Here is a 13,247-nt window from a genome sequence, read left to right as displayed (position 1 = left end):
AAACGCCATGGCCGACTTTTCGGAATTCACCGCCAACCTGCCGGCGCGCACGGCCACATCGGAAGCCCCGGTCGCACTCGCGCGGCCCGGAAACCTTGCCGCCATCATCGGCCGCATCGAGGAAGTCGTCGAGCAAGAAACGGCCGGGCTGCGCAGCGACACCGGCTACGACCTCAAGGCATCGAACGCGCGCAAGAGCCGCTATCTCTATGAACTGACCCGTGCCATGCGCGGCGGCAGCGAAGCCGAGTTCCTCGAACAGCACCGCGAAGGCCTTGTCCGGCTTCGCCAAAAGCTTGCGAAGAACGAGGCAGCGATCCTGGCGCATCTGAGCGCCGTCAACGAGGTCGCTGGCCTGTTGCGCACCGCCATCCAGCGCGCCGAAACCGACGGCACTTATTCCGCCGGCGAGTTCGGCCGGGCGCGCGGTTAGCGCGCGGTGGTCGCCGGCTCGGGTGCCTGAATGGTCAAGGTCATCGCCATCGCGGTCTGGATCTGCGTCGCCACCCTCGGCGCGGTGTTCTATTCGTTCCAGGCCGCCGGCGAACGCGGCGTCGGCGAAAAGCCGAAGCCGATGCTGGGCGGGCTGGACTACGTCAAGACCGAGGTCATCTCGGTGCCGCTGATCCGCAACGCCAGGATCGACGGTTATTTCCTGACCAAGTTGGTCTACACGGTCGAACCCGAGCAGATCAAGAAACTGTCGATCCCGGCCGAGGCACTGATCACCGACCAGGTCTATTCCTACCTGTATTCCAATCCGCAGATCGACTTCACCAAGAAGGAGACGATCGACCTCGACGCCTTCCGCGCCGCGATCCGCGATACCGTCAACACACGCGTCGGCGCCACACTGGTGCATGAGGTTCTGGTCGATCAGGTCAATTTCCTGAGCAAGGATGAGATACGCGACAACTGGTTGCGCCGCCGGCAGGAAGCCGGCGCCACTGCGTCCGAGATGACCAAGGCCTTCAAGTCGCATTGAGCCCCCGGGCATGCCACTGGCCAGGCACGGTGATCCGGTCCTCGCCCGGTGCGGCGATAGGAACCAGGCCCTGCAATTCGCGTTGACGTAAACGTCAATCCAAAGCTATATGCGGCAGCGACCGTGGCCGCGAAGATGCATGGCCCTCGGGCGGATCGATGTGTCGTGGCGCGACAGATGCAACCAGATAAGCAGATGCAACCGAACAGGATGCAACCAGACAGGAGAACAGCGTGAGCGTTCAGGAGATTGCCGACAAGATCAGGTCGCGCGTGGCCAGCAGCGGGTTCGATCGTTCCGTGAAATTCGACACCGGCAGCGATGGCGTCATCGTCATCGACGGCGCCGATGTCTCGACCGCCGACGGCCCCGCCGACTGTACCATCAAGCTCTCGCTCGACGATCTGGACTCGCTGATATCGGGCGATCTCAACCCGACCATGGCGTTCATGACCGGCAAGATAAAGGTCGAAGGCGACATGTCTGTCGCCATGGCGCTCAGCCAGTTGATCGGCTGAGACAGAAGACCGCCGAGACTGTTCTCGGGACGAAAACGCCGCCGTTTCGGGCGGCGTTTTTCGTTCGTTTGGGGCTCAGCGCCTCAGGCCGCCAGCGTCGGCGCCTTCAGCTTGCGCCCCGCGGCCTTCAGCGTGCCATGGACGCCGTCGAGCGCGCCCTCCACCAGTTCCACCGCGAGCAGCCGATGCCGCTCATACGGGCCCGGCATGGCCAGCGAACCGGTCTTTGCGGCTGAGAAGCCGAAGCGGCCGTAATAGGGCGCGTCGCCGACCAGCAGGATCGCCGCGTGGCCGAGACGCGCGGCTTCGGCGACCGCATGGCGCATCAGCGCCGAGCCGATGCCGGCACTCTTGAGCGAAGGAGCGACCGCCAGGGGCCCAAGCAACAGTGTTGCCGGACCGCCCTCGCCCAGCGTGACGTCCCAGAGCCGCACCGTGCCCATCACGGCGCCCGATGCGTCGCGCGCGACGAAAGCCAGGCCTTCCGAGGGCCGCCGGCCCCGCCGCAGCTTCTCCGACGACTTCGTCTTGCGCTTCGGCCCCATGGCGGCATCGAGCAACGCCTCGCGCGCCGCGATGTCATCAGGCGTTTCGGCAACGATGGCGAAAGCACGGGCACTCTCCCCCCTCGAGGGGGAGATGTCGCCGAAGGCGACAGAGGGGTTCGCCGCGCGTGAAGCGCTAGCCCCATGCGGTCCAAGAGACGTCGAGGCGGCTGAGACAAACCCCTCCGGCCACTTCGTGACCATCTCCCCCTCAAAGGGGGAGATGTCGCGCGCAGCGCCTTCGACAACGAAATTTGCAATGTCCATTTCCGCGATCCCTTCACGAGCGGAGACTGTTCCACAGGCGAGCCCGGATGGGCGACAAACGCCCACCTGGGATGATCCGACGGTTCTTTCGACCGTCAGATCACGTAGGATCGGAGAGGCTCGAAACCGTTGAAGGCGACCGCCGAATAGGTGGTCGTGTAGGCCCCGGTGCCTTCGATCAGCACCTCGTCGCCGATGGTCAGCGACAGAGGCAGCGGATAGGGCGTCTTCTCATACATCACGTCGGCCGAATCGCAGGTCGGGCCGGCGAGCACGCAAGGCGCGGTTTCTGAGCCGTCATGCGCGGTCACTAGGGGATAGCGGATCGCCTCGTCCATCGTCTCGGCCAGGCCGCCGAATTTGCCGATATCGAGGAACACCCAGCGCACATTGTCGTTGTCCGCCTTCTTCGAGATCAGCACGACTTCCGACTTGATGACGCCGGCATTGCCGACCATGCCGCGGCCCGGCTCGATGATGGTCTCGGGAATGGCGTTGCCGAAATGCTTGCGCAGCGCCGAGAAGATGGCCTGGCCGTAAGCCTGGGCCGCCGGCACGTCGCGCAGGTAGCGCGTCGGGAAGCCGCCGCCCATATTGACCATCTTCAAGACGATGCCTTCCTCGGCGAGCGTCGAAAACACGGTCTTGGCGTCGGCCAGCGCGCGATCCCAGGCCGTCAGGTCGGTCTGCTGCGAGCCGACATGGAACGACACGCCATAGGCGTCGAGCCCGAGCGCCTTGGCATGGCGCAGCACGTCGACGGCCATCGCAGGCACGCAGCCGAACTTGCGCGACAGCGGCCATTCGGCGCCCTCGCCATCGGTCAGCACGCGGCAGAACACGCGGGCGCCTGGAGCGGCGCGGGCGATCTTCTCGACCTCCTCGACGCAATCGACGGCGAACAGCTTGATACCGAGCTGGTAGGCGCGCGCGATGTCGCGCTCCTTCTTGATTGTGTTGCCGAAGGAGATGCGGTCCGCCGGCGCACCGGCGTCCATCGCCATCTCGACTTCGGCAACGGAAGCGGTGTCGAAGGACGAGCCCATCGCAGCAAGGAGGCGCAGGATTTCCGGCGCCGGGTTTGCTTTCACCGCATAGTAGATCCTGGAATCGGGCAGCGCCTTCTCGAAGGCGCGGAAATTGTCGCGCACGACATCGAGGTCGACGACGAGGCAAGGACCGGTCGGACGTCGGGTGGCGAGGAAGTCGAGGATGCGCTGCGTGGCCATCGGGTTTCTCCATCACGCCTTTCGGCGCGCACAAGGGTGCGGACGCGGGCTGTCGGCCTCGCGAACACGCGGTGGACAAAGGCGGGACGGAATTCCATGGAACCAGCCGGTGGAGACCCCGGAACCATGAAACGCCGTCTCGCGGCGATGAACCTTGGCCTTGCCCGGCTTCGGTTCGCTTTGTCTGCCTTGGCTTGGACTGGGAGAACCCCGTTCCGCACTGCCGGCAATGATGGTGTGCCTCTTCAGTAACCCCGGTCTTTGGACAACCGGCAGAGAACCAGAAAGGCCCGCACCGTCGTTGCTTCAAGGTGTCCTCGGTCTGGCGGTTGGCCGCTAAACCGACTGGAGGGGTTGGCTCCAGTTACCTTACCGATTTCCCTCACCATTCAGAGGGTCGGCGGACACCCACAGGCACGTGCGACTTTGGGCAAGCGCGATATAGGGGCAGAGAGATTCACAATCAATAAAAATCGTATCGCAGGTTGTAAAAATTCCGGCATCGAACAATGTTGGTTTCACCGTATCCGGATATCGAACGATGACAGGCACGCACGCCCCTCTCGACGCCCTTCGGCACCCTCGCAAGCTATCGGTGGTCGGGCCTGTCGCTGGCCCTTCCGGCGGCGACATTGCCCTGATACGGCTCGGCCGAAATCTCGATGCCGCACGAAAGGCCTGATTCATGGACACACTGACTCGTATGCGCGCCTTCATCGACGTGGTCGAGGCCGAGGGCTTTTCGGCGGCGGCGCGCAAGATCGGCCGCTCCAAGGCGCTGCTGTCGAAATATGTGCGCGAGCTGGAGGACGAGCTCGGCGCGCTGCTGCTCAACCGCACCACCCGCCAGTTCTCGATGACCGAGGCCGGCCACACCTATTATCGCCGCGCCTCCGAGATCGTGCGCGAGGTCGACAGTCTTGCCGACGCCGTGCGCGAATCCTCCGGCGATGTGCGCGGCAGGATCAAGCTGTCTGCGCCGCGCACCTTCGCCGACGCGCCGATCGGCCAGTCGCTGATCGACTTCGCCAAGCAATATCCCGACATCGTGCTCGACATCCAGCTGGACGACCGCTTTGTCGACCTCGTCGAGGAAGGCTTCGATCTCGCGGTGCGCATCTCGCGCCTGGAGAACTCGTCGCTGATCGCCAGGCGTCTGGCGCCGTTCTCGACGCGGCTGTGCGCATCTCCCGAACTCATCGCAAAACATGGCATGCCGGTACGGGCGCAGGATCTCGGCCGCATGCCCTGCATCGTCGACACCAATGGCCGCGGCTTGAACAACTGGCAATTCAAGGGAGACGGCGAGGATACGGTGAGCGTCTCGGTCTCCGGCCCGATCGAAGTCAACAGCCCGATGGCGGCGCGGGCTGCTGCCCTGTCGGGGTTGGGATTTGCCATCCTGCCGGATTTCATCGCCGCGCCGGATATTGCGAGCGGCCGGCTGGTGACGGTGCTGGATGACCGCACCCTGTCGGGCGCCGGCATTTTCGCCGTCTATCCGCACCGGCGCTATTTGCCCGCCAAGGTGCGTGTCTTCGTCGATTTCCTGGTCCAGTGGTTCAGGACGCGCGAAACCGCATGACCGCCTTCAATTGCGGCGCGGTCCCATTTTCGCCCCCTTTCTGGTAACTGTCGACTTCTCTCCGAAGCCAAGGGAATCGCGACCGCGAATGCATCTGAGACGGCACGCAATCATGCTGGCTTCGGCCCTGGCGGCGACATTGGCCGCCGTTGGACCGGCAGAGGTGCATCCGCACGTTTTCGCCGAGGCCCGCCTCGACGTGATCCTCTCCCCGGATCACCAAAGCGTGAAAGCGCTGCGCCATCTCTGGCGCTTCGACGATCTGTTTTCCAGTACTGTCATGATGGAGTTCGACAAGAATTCCGACCTGAAGCTTGACGACAAGGAGTTGAAGGAGGTCGCCGACACGGTCCACGCCTCGCTGGCCGACTTCAACTACTTCCAGCTCGTCACCCAGGACGGCAAGGACGTGCCGATGACGCCGCCGCCGCATCTGATGGCCAATTTCGACAACGACCAGCTGATCATCCTGTTCGAGTCCGAACCGAAGGCGCCGATCAAGCTCGCCGGCAAGATCGATATCGGCGTCTACGATCCGACCTTCTACACGGCGATCGATTTCACCGAGGACGCCAACATCACGGTCGAGGGCCTGCCCCCGAACTGCACCGACAAGGTGGTCCGCCCCGACCCGGATGAGGCCATCAAGGAAAACCAGAAGACCCTGACGGACGCCTTCTTCAACGACCCGACAGGCACCGACATGAGCAAGATCTTTGCCACCAAGCTCGAACTGACCTGTCAGCCAGAAGGATGAACCCGGTGATGAGACCATCCCTGCGTTTGGCATTCGGCCTGTTGGCCATCAGCTTCGCGATGGTGCATTTCGCCGGCTCGGCTCATGCCCAGAGCTCGCTCGGCATCGGCGTCAACGATGGCATGGCGCCGACCACCGGCCCGTTCGCCCACATCCTGATGTGGATCAATCTGCGGCAGCAGGAATTCTATCGCGCGCTCGCCACGGCGATGAAGGCGATGCGCCAGGACAACAGCAAGCTCTGGGTGCTCATCGGCCTGTCCTTCGCCTACGGCATTTTCCACGCCGCCGGCCCCGGCCACGGCAAGGCGGTGATCTCGTCCTACATGGTCGCCAACGAAGTGGCGCTGCGGCGTGGCATCCTGTTGTCGTTCGTCTCGGCCCTGCTGCAGGGCCTGACCGCGGTCGCGGTCATGGCAGTCGCCTATTTCGTCCTGCGCGGCACCGCCGTCTCGATGACCGACGCGGCCTGGTTCATGGAGATCATGAGCTTCGTCTTCGTCACCCTGTTCGGCGCCTGGCTGCTGTGGCGCAAGCTCGGCCCCTCCGTCCTGCGCCTGTTCGGCAGAGGTCCCGCCTACAGCCTGTCGGCGGCTCACGCGGGGCATTCCCATGCGGGCCATTCGCATGCCGGTCATACAGGTCACACGGGCCATTCGCATGCCGCTCACAGCCATTCGGCGAACGCGCTGCATGGGCATGAACATCACGACCATGGGGATGACCATTCGCACGATCACCATGACCACGGCGCGCATGACCATCACCACGATCATGGCGCGCACGATCACGCGCACGCGGCGGGCGAGGTCTGCGAGACCTGCGGCCACTCGCATGCGCCAGATCCGGCGCTGCTGTCCGGCGACCGCTTCGACTGGCGCACCGCCTGGACGGCGGTGGCCGCGGTCGGTATCCGCCCCTGCTCCGGCGCGCTGATCGTGCTCAGCTTCGCCCTGCTCAATGGCCTGTGGCTCGGCGGCCTGCTGTCGGTGCTGGCGATGTCGATCGGCACCGCCATAACCGTCTCGGCGCTGGCCACGATCGCGGTGACCGCAAAGAACTGGGCGGTGTATTTCGCCGGCGACGGCCGCATGGGCAACCGCATCCATTCGATCGTCGAGATCGGCGGCGCCGCCTTCGTGTTCCTGTTCGGACTGCTGCTGCTGTCGGCGAGCCTGACGGGTGGCGTTTGACCCGGAAGTAGCGCCCCAAGGTGTGTTGAGATTCAGGTCAGGCCGTGCCGAGAACGGTTGATATCGAGAACCGGAGCGGAGCGTACTTAAAGTACGTGAGCACCGGAAGCGCAGGTATCAGCCGTTCGCAGGCCGGCATCACCTGAATATCAATACACCTTGCCGCCGAGTTCATCCTCGATATGAGCGCGGATAATCTCGTCAAAGCTCTTCTCGGCACTGAAGCCGAGTTCCCTTGACCGCCGCGCCTCGAACCGCGTCGGCCAGCCCTTGACGATCGCCCAGATCGTCTCGTCCGGCTCCTCGCGGATCAGGCTCACCGCCTTCGGCCCGGCGATGCGTTCCAGCGCCTCGATCTGCTCGCCGACGGTGACGGCGACGCCTGGCATCGTCAGGTTGCGGCGCGGCCCGACGGCGGCGCCGTCGATCCCGGCCGCATGGATCAGGAAATTCACCGCCGATCGCGGGCTGGCGTGGGTATGGACGACGGTGCGCGGCACCGGCAGGATCGCCTCCTGACCGTTCAGCGGCTCGCGGATGATGCCGGAGAAGAAGCCGGAGGCCGCCTTGTTCGGCTTGCCCGGCCGCACGCAGATGGTCGGCAGCCGGATGCCGATGCCGTCGAAGAAGCCGCGCCTGGAATAGTCGGCCAGCAGCGCCTCGCTCATCTGCTTCTGCGTGCCGTAGGAGGTCAGCGGCGTCGTGTGGAATTCATCGGGAATGACGTCCGGGAACGGCGCGCCGAACACCGCGATCGACGAGGTGAACACGACGCGCGGCGCAAACCCCGCCAGGCGGATGGCATCGAACAAGGCGCGCGTGCCGTCGAGATTGACGCGGTAGCCGAGATCGAAATTGGCTTCCGCCTCGCCCGACACGATGCCGGCGAGATGGAACACGACGTCGGGCCGCGACGCGACCAGCCTCTCGGCGGCGCCCGCCTCGGCGAGATCGCCGGTATGGCTGTGGATGCTGACGCCATCGATGGCCGGCGCCTGTGGCGGTACGATGTCGTGCAGGTCGAGCGCGGTGATCTTCTGGCCGCGCAGCCTGCCGTCCTTCGCCAGCCGTGCAATGAGCTTGCGGCCGACCATGCCGGCGGCGCCCGTGATCAGAATGCGCATGTCGAACTTCCCTTATTTGCCCTGATTTTTGCGTTGGCTGCGCGCGCGCAGCCAGAACACCAAGAAAAACGCCAGCACGAACGCGGTGCCGAAGATGCCGGCCAGCACGGTCGACAGATCGCCGAGGGCCAGCATGATGTTTGGCAGGAAATAAACGGCAATGCCGAACAGCAGCATGATCGACAGCGCGGCGATGGCGGCGTTCTTGCTATCGCGATCCATTATGCTGTCCCTGCGTGGCCAGGGGTCGTCGAGCTCGGATTCAAGGCGCTTGGATTCCCTGCGTCAGTGATGATGGCCATGATGCAAAGCCGCGTCATGCCCCTGGTGGTGATCATGGTCATGACCATGGTCGTGCTCGTCGCCGTCGTCGGCGCACTGGCCGAATTCAGGTTCCACCGTGGCATGGCTGATGCCATGCTCCGACGCAAGCCGCTTCTTGATCGCGCTGACCGCCTTGTGCGCGTCCACGCCCTCGTTGAGGCATGCATGCAGCGTCGCCATGCTGCTGGTGCCGTCGATCGACCAGATATGCATGTGGTGCACCTCGCGCACCCCCTGGACCGTCGTCGCGATGTCGCTGGCGATCAGGTCCCGGTCGAGGCTCGGCGGCACCCCTTCGAGCAGGACGTGGGCGGCCGCGCGCATCAGCGACCATGCCGTGGACAGGATCAGCAGCGAGACCAGCACCGACAGGATCGGATCGATCGGGGTCCAGCCGGTGGCCAGAATGACGATCGCCGCCACGATTGCCGCGGCCGAGCCGAGCAGGTCGCCGAGCACATGCAGGATGGCGCCGCGCATGTTGAGGCTCTCACGGTCGCCGCCATGCAGCACCAGGAAGGAGCCGATGTTGACCAGCAGGCCGAGGATCGCCACCACCAGCATCGGCCCGCCCAGCACCGGCGCCGGCGTCTGCAGGCGCTCCCACGCCTCGTAGACGATCCACAGCGCGATGACGAAGATGGCGATGCCGTTGGTGTAGGCCACCAGCGTCTTGACCCGGCCGAAGCCATAGGTCAGGCGGACGGTCGCCGGCCGGTCCGCAAGATGAAACGCATACCAGGCCAGGCCGAGCGCAATGGCGTCGGCAAGCATGTGGCCGGCATCGGCCAGCAGCGCCAGAGAGCCGGTGAAGAGGCCGCCAAGCGCCTCGGCCACCATGAAGCCTGCCGTCAGGCAGGCCGCGATCAAAACGCGCTTCTTGTCGGTCGAGCCATGACTATGCCCGCTGTGGCCGTGCCCGCTGTGGTCGTGCCGGCTGTCGTCGTGCCGGCTGTCGTCGTGACTGTGCGCCAATGGCAAACTCCCATGCCCGGATTCAGCTCAAGCGCCGAATTCCGCGCGAAAATCCTCGAGCCGTCGTTTCTGCTGGCCGGCACCGTCGAAATTGGCCGGATCGAGCCACGCCTCGTAGGCTTTGCGCAAGGCCGGCCATTCCTTGTCGATGATCGAATACCATGCGGTGTCGCGGTTTTCACCCTTGACGATCAGGTGCTGGCGGAAAACGCCCTCGAACTTGAAGCCGAACCGTTCCGCGGCGCGCTTCGACGGCTCGTTGCGGTTGTTGCATTTCCATTCGTAGCGGCGATAGCCGAGCTCGTCGAAAATGTATTTCATGAACAGGAACTGCGCTTCCGTCGCCGCCGGCTTGCGCGCGATGAGCGGCCCCCAATAGATGTTGCCGATCTCGATGACGCCATAGGCCGGATCGATGCGCATCAACGTCTGGCGCCCGGCGACCTTGCCGCTCGGTTTGTCGATGACGGCGAAGAACAGCGGATCCTCGCTCGCCTCCACCTTGTCCAGCCAAGGCTGGAAGGCGGCGCGGGTTTCCGGCGGATAGTCGGGCAGCCAGGCGAAGCGGCCATCGACGTCGGCCACGGAAGACGCTTCATAGAGGCCATCGCCATGCTTCGCGGCGCTCAGCGGCTCAAGCCTGACATAGCGGCCCTCCAGCACCTTGCGCTCCGGGCGCGGACGCGGTTGCCAGTCCTTGAGATTTTCCGACACCGAAAGCTCCAATCCGTTTGACTTTTGCGGGCCGAAGCTCACAAAAACGCAACCGCATAGCAAGAACCACACGGACGGGAAAAATGCTCCACACGATTTCGGCCTTCGATCGTCTCGGCGAGGAAAACGCCTTCGCCGTGCTCGCGAGGGCCACGGCACTCGCCCAACAAGGCCGCGACATCGTCAATCTCGGCATCGGCCAGCCCGACTTCAAGACGCCGCAGCACATTGTCGAGGCGGCGATCAAGGCGCTGCGCGACGGCCACCACGGCTACACGCCGGCGAACGGCCTGTTGGCGACGCGCGAGGCGGTGGTGCGCCGCACGCTGACCACGACCGGGGTCGAGGTATCGCCCGAGGCGGTGATGATCCTGCCCGGCGGCAAGCCGACCATGTTCGCCGCCATCCTGATGTTCGGCGAGCCCGGCGCCGAGATCCTCTATCCCGATCCCGGTTTTCCCATCTACCGCTCGATGATCGAGTTCACCGGTGCGGCACCCATCCCCGTGCCGATGCGCGAGGAGAACGGCTTTGCCTTCTCGGCCGATGAGACGCTGGCGCTGATCACCTCGAAGACGCGGCTCCTGATCCTCAATTCGCCGGCCAACCCGACCGGCGGCGTCACGCCGCGGGCCGAGATCGAGAAGCTGGTCAAGGGACTGGAGGCACATCCGCAAGTGGCCATCCTCTCCGACGAAATCTATGACGTGATGACCTATGATGGCGAAAAACACTGCTCGCTGCTCGAGTTTCCCGAAATCCGCGACCGGCTGATCGTGCTCAACGGCTGGTCGAAGACCTGGGCGATGACCGGCTGGCGCATGGGCTGGTCGATCTGGCCGAACGGCGACAAGGGCGCCCATCTCTACGACAAGGTGCGCAAGCTGGCGGTCAATTGCTGGTCCTGCGTTAACGCGCCCAGCCAATTCGCCGGCATCGCCGCCATAGACGGCCCGCAGGACGACGTCGAAAAGATGATGCGCGCCTTCGATCGCCGCAGGAAGATCGTGGTCGAGGGACTGAACGCCCTGCCAAACATATCCTGCATCACGCCCAAGGGCGCCTTCTATGCCTTCCCCAACGTGTCGAAGACCGGCTGGAAGGCGAAGCAACTGGCCTCCGCCCTGCTCGACGACGCCGGCGTGGCACTGATCGGCGGCCCCGATTTCGGCATTCTCGGCGAGGGCTATGTCAGGCTCTCCTACGCCAATTCCGAGGAGAACATTTTGCGCGCGCTGGACAGGATCGGAGCGTTCCTGGCCAAGTGAGGCCTCCGGCGTTCGCCGCGAGTCCGCATCGATTGCCGCTGGCGGCATGGCAATGTCATGATGCGTCGGGAGGCGCAAGGCCAAAGACTGTGCCTGCGTGCGGGGAGCCGCTACGATCGTTGGATCAGGATCGAAATGGGGTGCCTCGATGTTTTATGCAATTCTTGCCTATCACGTGGAAGACGCGATCAAGGCACTGACGCCGCAGGAAGATGCGGCACTGATGACCGACCTGCTCAAGATCCACGACGGGCTCTATGCGAACGGCAGCCTCGGCCCCTCGGCGCGGCTTGGAGCGACCCAGTCGGCCTGCACCTTGCGCGGACCCGGCGACGGGATCGTCATCGACGGCCCCTTCGCCGAGACCAAGGAACAGCTTCTCGGCCTCTATGTCGTCGATTGCGCCAAGCGCGATGACGCGATCGCCATCGCGCGCGATCTGCGCCGCGTCAACCCGACCGCCGTCTACGAGATCCGCCCGATCGCGCTCTATCTGCCGGGCGTGGCGCTGGCGGGGGCCTAAGGCAACTCCAGAAAAAGTGCGTAGAGGTTTTCCCGGGAAAAGCGCGTAGCGCTTTCCCTTGGGAATTGCGCAAAAATAAAGGCTTCGTCAGCCTCTGCCCACGAACGGCATCTTGGTCGCCATCACGGTCATGAACAGCACATTGGCCTCGAGCGGCAGGCTGGCCATGTGGACGACGGCGTCGGCCACGTGCTGGACGTCCATCACCGCTTCGGCGGCAATGGAGCCGTTGGCCTGTGGCACGCCGACCGTCATCGGTTGCGCCATGTCGGTCAGCGCATTGCCGATGTCGATCTGGCCGCAGGCAATGTCGTAGGGGCGGCCGTCGAGCGCCAGCGTCTTGGTCAGCCCAGTGATGGCATGCTTGGTCGCGGTATAGGGCACCGATCCCGGGCGCGGCGCGTAGGCCGAGATGGAGCCGTTGTTGATGATGCGGCCGCCCATCGGTTTCTGCTTGCGCATGGCGCGGAAGGCCGCGCGGGCGCACAGGAACGAACCGGTGAGGTTTACGCCCACAATATCGTTCCACACCTCGACCGGGATCTCGTCGATCGGCGCCGACTTGTAGCCCATGCCGGCATTGTTGAAGAGCAGGTCGACGCGGCCGAACGCCTCCGCCACCGTCTCGAACAAATCATCGACCTCGCCGGGCTTGCTGATGTCGCAGGCGACAGCCAGTGCCTTGGCATCCGTCTGCTCGGCCGCGGCGATCGCCTCGTCCAGCAGCGCCTTCCGGCGTCCGCAGAACACGGTGTTCCAGCCGGCTTTGAGCAGCGCGCTGGCGACGCTCTTGCCGATGCCCGTGCCGGCGCCGGTGACGATGGCGGTTTTTTCGGTCATGGCAGATATCCTCCGGCTGCGCCGCATTTGGCTCGACTGATTTTCAGGTGGTCCAGGGGCAAAAGGCATCGCAAATGACGGCGGCGATGGCAAGCGGGACGCTGGTGTCCAGGGCAACGAATCCAAGCTGACAGGTTTCGTCCGGCCTTCGACCGCGCGCTGTCGAGGGAGCCTTGAACGGAAAACCCGCCTGCGGCGAGTCCCTGGCGCAACTCAGCACCATAACCAAATATCTACCATAGTTGCCGTCACCCCGTCAAGGAAAAAATTCCTATCAAGGGTTCGGAGCCTGGCCGGGTACCGAAAAGCGCAATTCGTTTTTGGGAGAAGCACGGAGGGCCGACAAAAAGGGCGGTCATTGGCGACCGCCCTGATCTGGACCGGACTTGGGAGGAGGAAA

Annotated in this window: 15 protein-coding genes; 8 read left to right on the top strand and 7 right to left on the bottom strand. The window is 64.3% G+C overall.

Annotated elements, in window-relative coordinates:
• Positions 1-7: 7 nt before the first annotated feature.
• The 3 genes from LB547_RS06835 (at position 8) to LB547_RS06825 (ending at position 1,503) form a co-directional block, all read left to right on the top strand.
• A complete protein-coding gene (locus LB547_RS06835) occupies positions 8-433 on the top strand; it encodes a hypothetical protein (protein WP_140496250.1) in 426 nt (141 codons plus the stop codon).
• A gap of 30 nt (positions 434-463) precedes the next feature.
• Entirely contained in the window at positions 464-985 is a 522-nt protein-coding gene (locus LB547_RS06830) for a hypothetical protein (RefSeq protein ID WP_140496251.1), read from the top strand.
• Positions 986-1,218: 233 nt separating this feature from the next.
• Positions 1,219-1,503 carry an SCP2 sterol-binding domain-containing protein gene (locus LB547_RS06825; RefSeq protein ID WP_140496252.1) on the top strand — a complete coding sequence of 95 codons (285 nt, stop codon included), beginning with the start codon at positions 1,219-1,221 and terminating at the stop codon, positions 1,501-1,503.
• An 83-nt stretch (positions 1,504-1,586) separates the two neighbouring features.
• Here the strand turns inward: LB547_RS06825 and LB547_RS06820 are convergent, their stop codons facing one another.
• Positions 1,587-2,252: a GNAT family N-acetyltransferase gene (locus tag LB547_RS06820; RefSeq protein ID WP_140496466.1), complete on the bottom strand. Its 666-nt coding sequence runs from the start codon at positions 2,250-2,252 to the stop codon at positions 1,587-1,589.
• A 158-nt stretch (positions 2,253-2,410) separates the two neighbouring features.
• A complete protein-coding gene (gene odc2, locus LB547_RS06815; RefSeq protein WP_140496253.1) occupies positions 2,411-3,544 on the bottom strand; it encodes an ornithine/lysine decarboxylase in 1,134 nt (377 codons plus the stop codon).
• A 685-nt stretch (positions 3,545-4,229) separates the two neighbouring features.
• Between odc2 and LB547_RS06810 the strand changes: the two genes are divergently transcribed.
• The 3 genes from LB547_RS06810 (at position 4,230) to LB547_RS06800 (ending at position 7,079) form a co-directional block, all read left to right on the top strand.
• Positions 4,230-5,129, top strand: coding sequence for a LysR family transcriptional regulator (locus tag LB547_RS06810; RefSeq protein WP_140522360.1), 900 nt, complete (start codon positions 4,230-4,232; stop codon positions 5,127-5,129).
• Positions 5,130-5,217: 88 nt separating this feature from the next.
• A complete protein-coding gene (locus tag LB547_RS06805; RefSeq protein WP_140522362.1) occupies positions 5,218-5,886 on the top strand; it encodes a DUF1007 family protein in 669 nt (222 codons plus the stop codon).
• The gene (locus tag LB547_RS06800) at positions 5,883-7,079 is read left to right on the top strand and encodes a nickel/cobalt transporter (RefSeq protein ID WP_140556582.1); all 1,197 of its coding nucleotides are present in this window, start codon (positions 5,883-5,885) and stop codon (positions 7,077-7,079) included. Before LB547_RS06805 ends, LB547_RS06800 begins: the two co-directional genes overlap by 4 nt.
• A gap of 149 nt (positions 7,080-7,228) precedes the next feature.
• On the opposite strand, the gene denD is transcribed toward LB547_RS06800, so the two are convergent.
• From denD to LB547_RS06780, 4 genes are read right to left on the bottom strand one after another with little or no spacing between them, the layout of a single operon-like run.
• Positions 7,229-8,203 (bottom strand): D-erythronate dehydrogenase, encoded by a 975-nt coding sequence (gene denD / locus LB547_RS06795; protein WP_140496257.1) that lies wholly within the window; start codon positions 8,201-8,203, stop codon positions 7,229-7,231.
• A 12-nt stretch (positions 8,204-8,215) separates the two neighbouring features.
• Positions 8,216-8,428 carry a SoxR reducing system RseC family protein gene (locus LB547_RS06790; RefSeq protein ID WP_140496258.1) on the bottom strand — a complete coding sequence of 71 codons (213 nt, stop codon included), beginning with the start codon at positions 8,426-8,428 and terminating at the stop codon, positions 8,216-8,218.
• A 60-nt stretch (positions 8,429-8,488) separates the two neighbouring features.
• Positions 8,489-9,502 carry a cation diffusion facilitator family transporter gene (locus LB547_RS06785; RefSeq protein ID WP_140560317.1) on the bottom strand — a complete coding sequence of 338 codons (1,014 nt, stop codon included), beginning with the start codon at positions 9,500-9,502 and terminating at the stop codon, positions 8,489-8,491.
• A gap of 27 nt (positions 9,503-9,529) precedes the next feature.
• Positions 9,530-10,216 carry a GNAT family N-acetyltransferase gene (locus tag LB547_RS06780; RefSeq protein ID WP_140522370.1) on the bottom strand — a complete coding sequence of 229 codons (687 nt, stop codon included), beginning with the start codon at positions 10,214-10,216 and terminating at the stop codon, positions 9,530-9,532.
• An 83-nt stretch (positions 10,217-10,299) separates the two neighbouring features.
• Here LB547_RS06780 and LB547_RS06775 point away from each other — a divergent pair, with 83 nt between their 5' ends.
• A complete protein-coding gene (locus LB547_RS06775; protein WP_140513667.1) occupies positions 10,300-11,484 on the top strand; it encodes a pyridoxal phosphate-dependent aminotransferase in 1,185 nt (394 codons plus the stop codon).
• A 148-nt stretch (positions 11,485-11,632) separates the two neighbouring features.
• The gene (locus tag LB547_RS06770) at positions 11,633-12,007 is read left to right on the top strand and encodes a YciI family protein (protein WP_140496262.1); all 375 of its coding nucleotides are present in this window, start codon (positions 11,633-11,635) and stop codon (positions 12,005-12,007) included.
• Between the two features lie 87 nt (positions 12,008-12,094).
• Here LB547_RS06770 and LB547_RS06765 read toward each other — a convergent pair whose 3' ends face one another.
• Complete coding sequence (locus LB547_RS06765) at positions 12,095-12,847, bottom strand: SDR family oxidoreductase (RefSeq protein WP_140761398.1); 753 nt, start codon at positions 12,845-12,847, stop codon at positions 12,095-12,097.
• Positions 12,848-13,247 lie beyond the last annotated feature (400 nt).

This window comes from Mesorhizobium sp. B264B1B, from assembly GCF_020165765.1.
Taxonomy (GTDB): domain Bacteria; phylum Pseudomonadota; class Alphaproteobacteria; order Rhizobiales; family Rhizobiaceae; genus Mesorhizobium.
The sequence above is the reverse complement of the archived record's forward strand: the minus strand, read 5'-3'. Positions and strand labels throughout refer to the sequence as shown.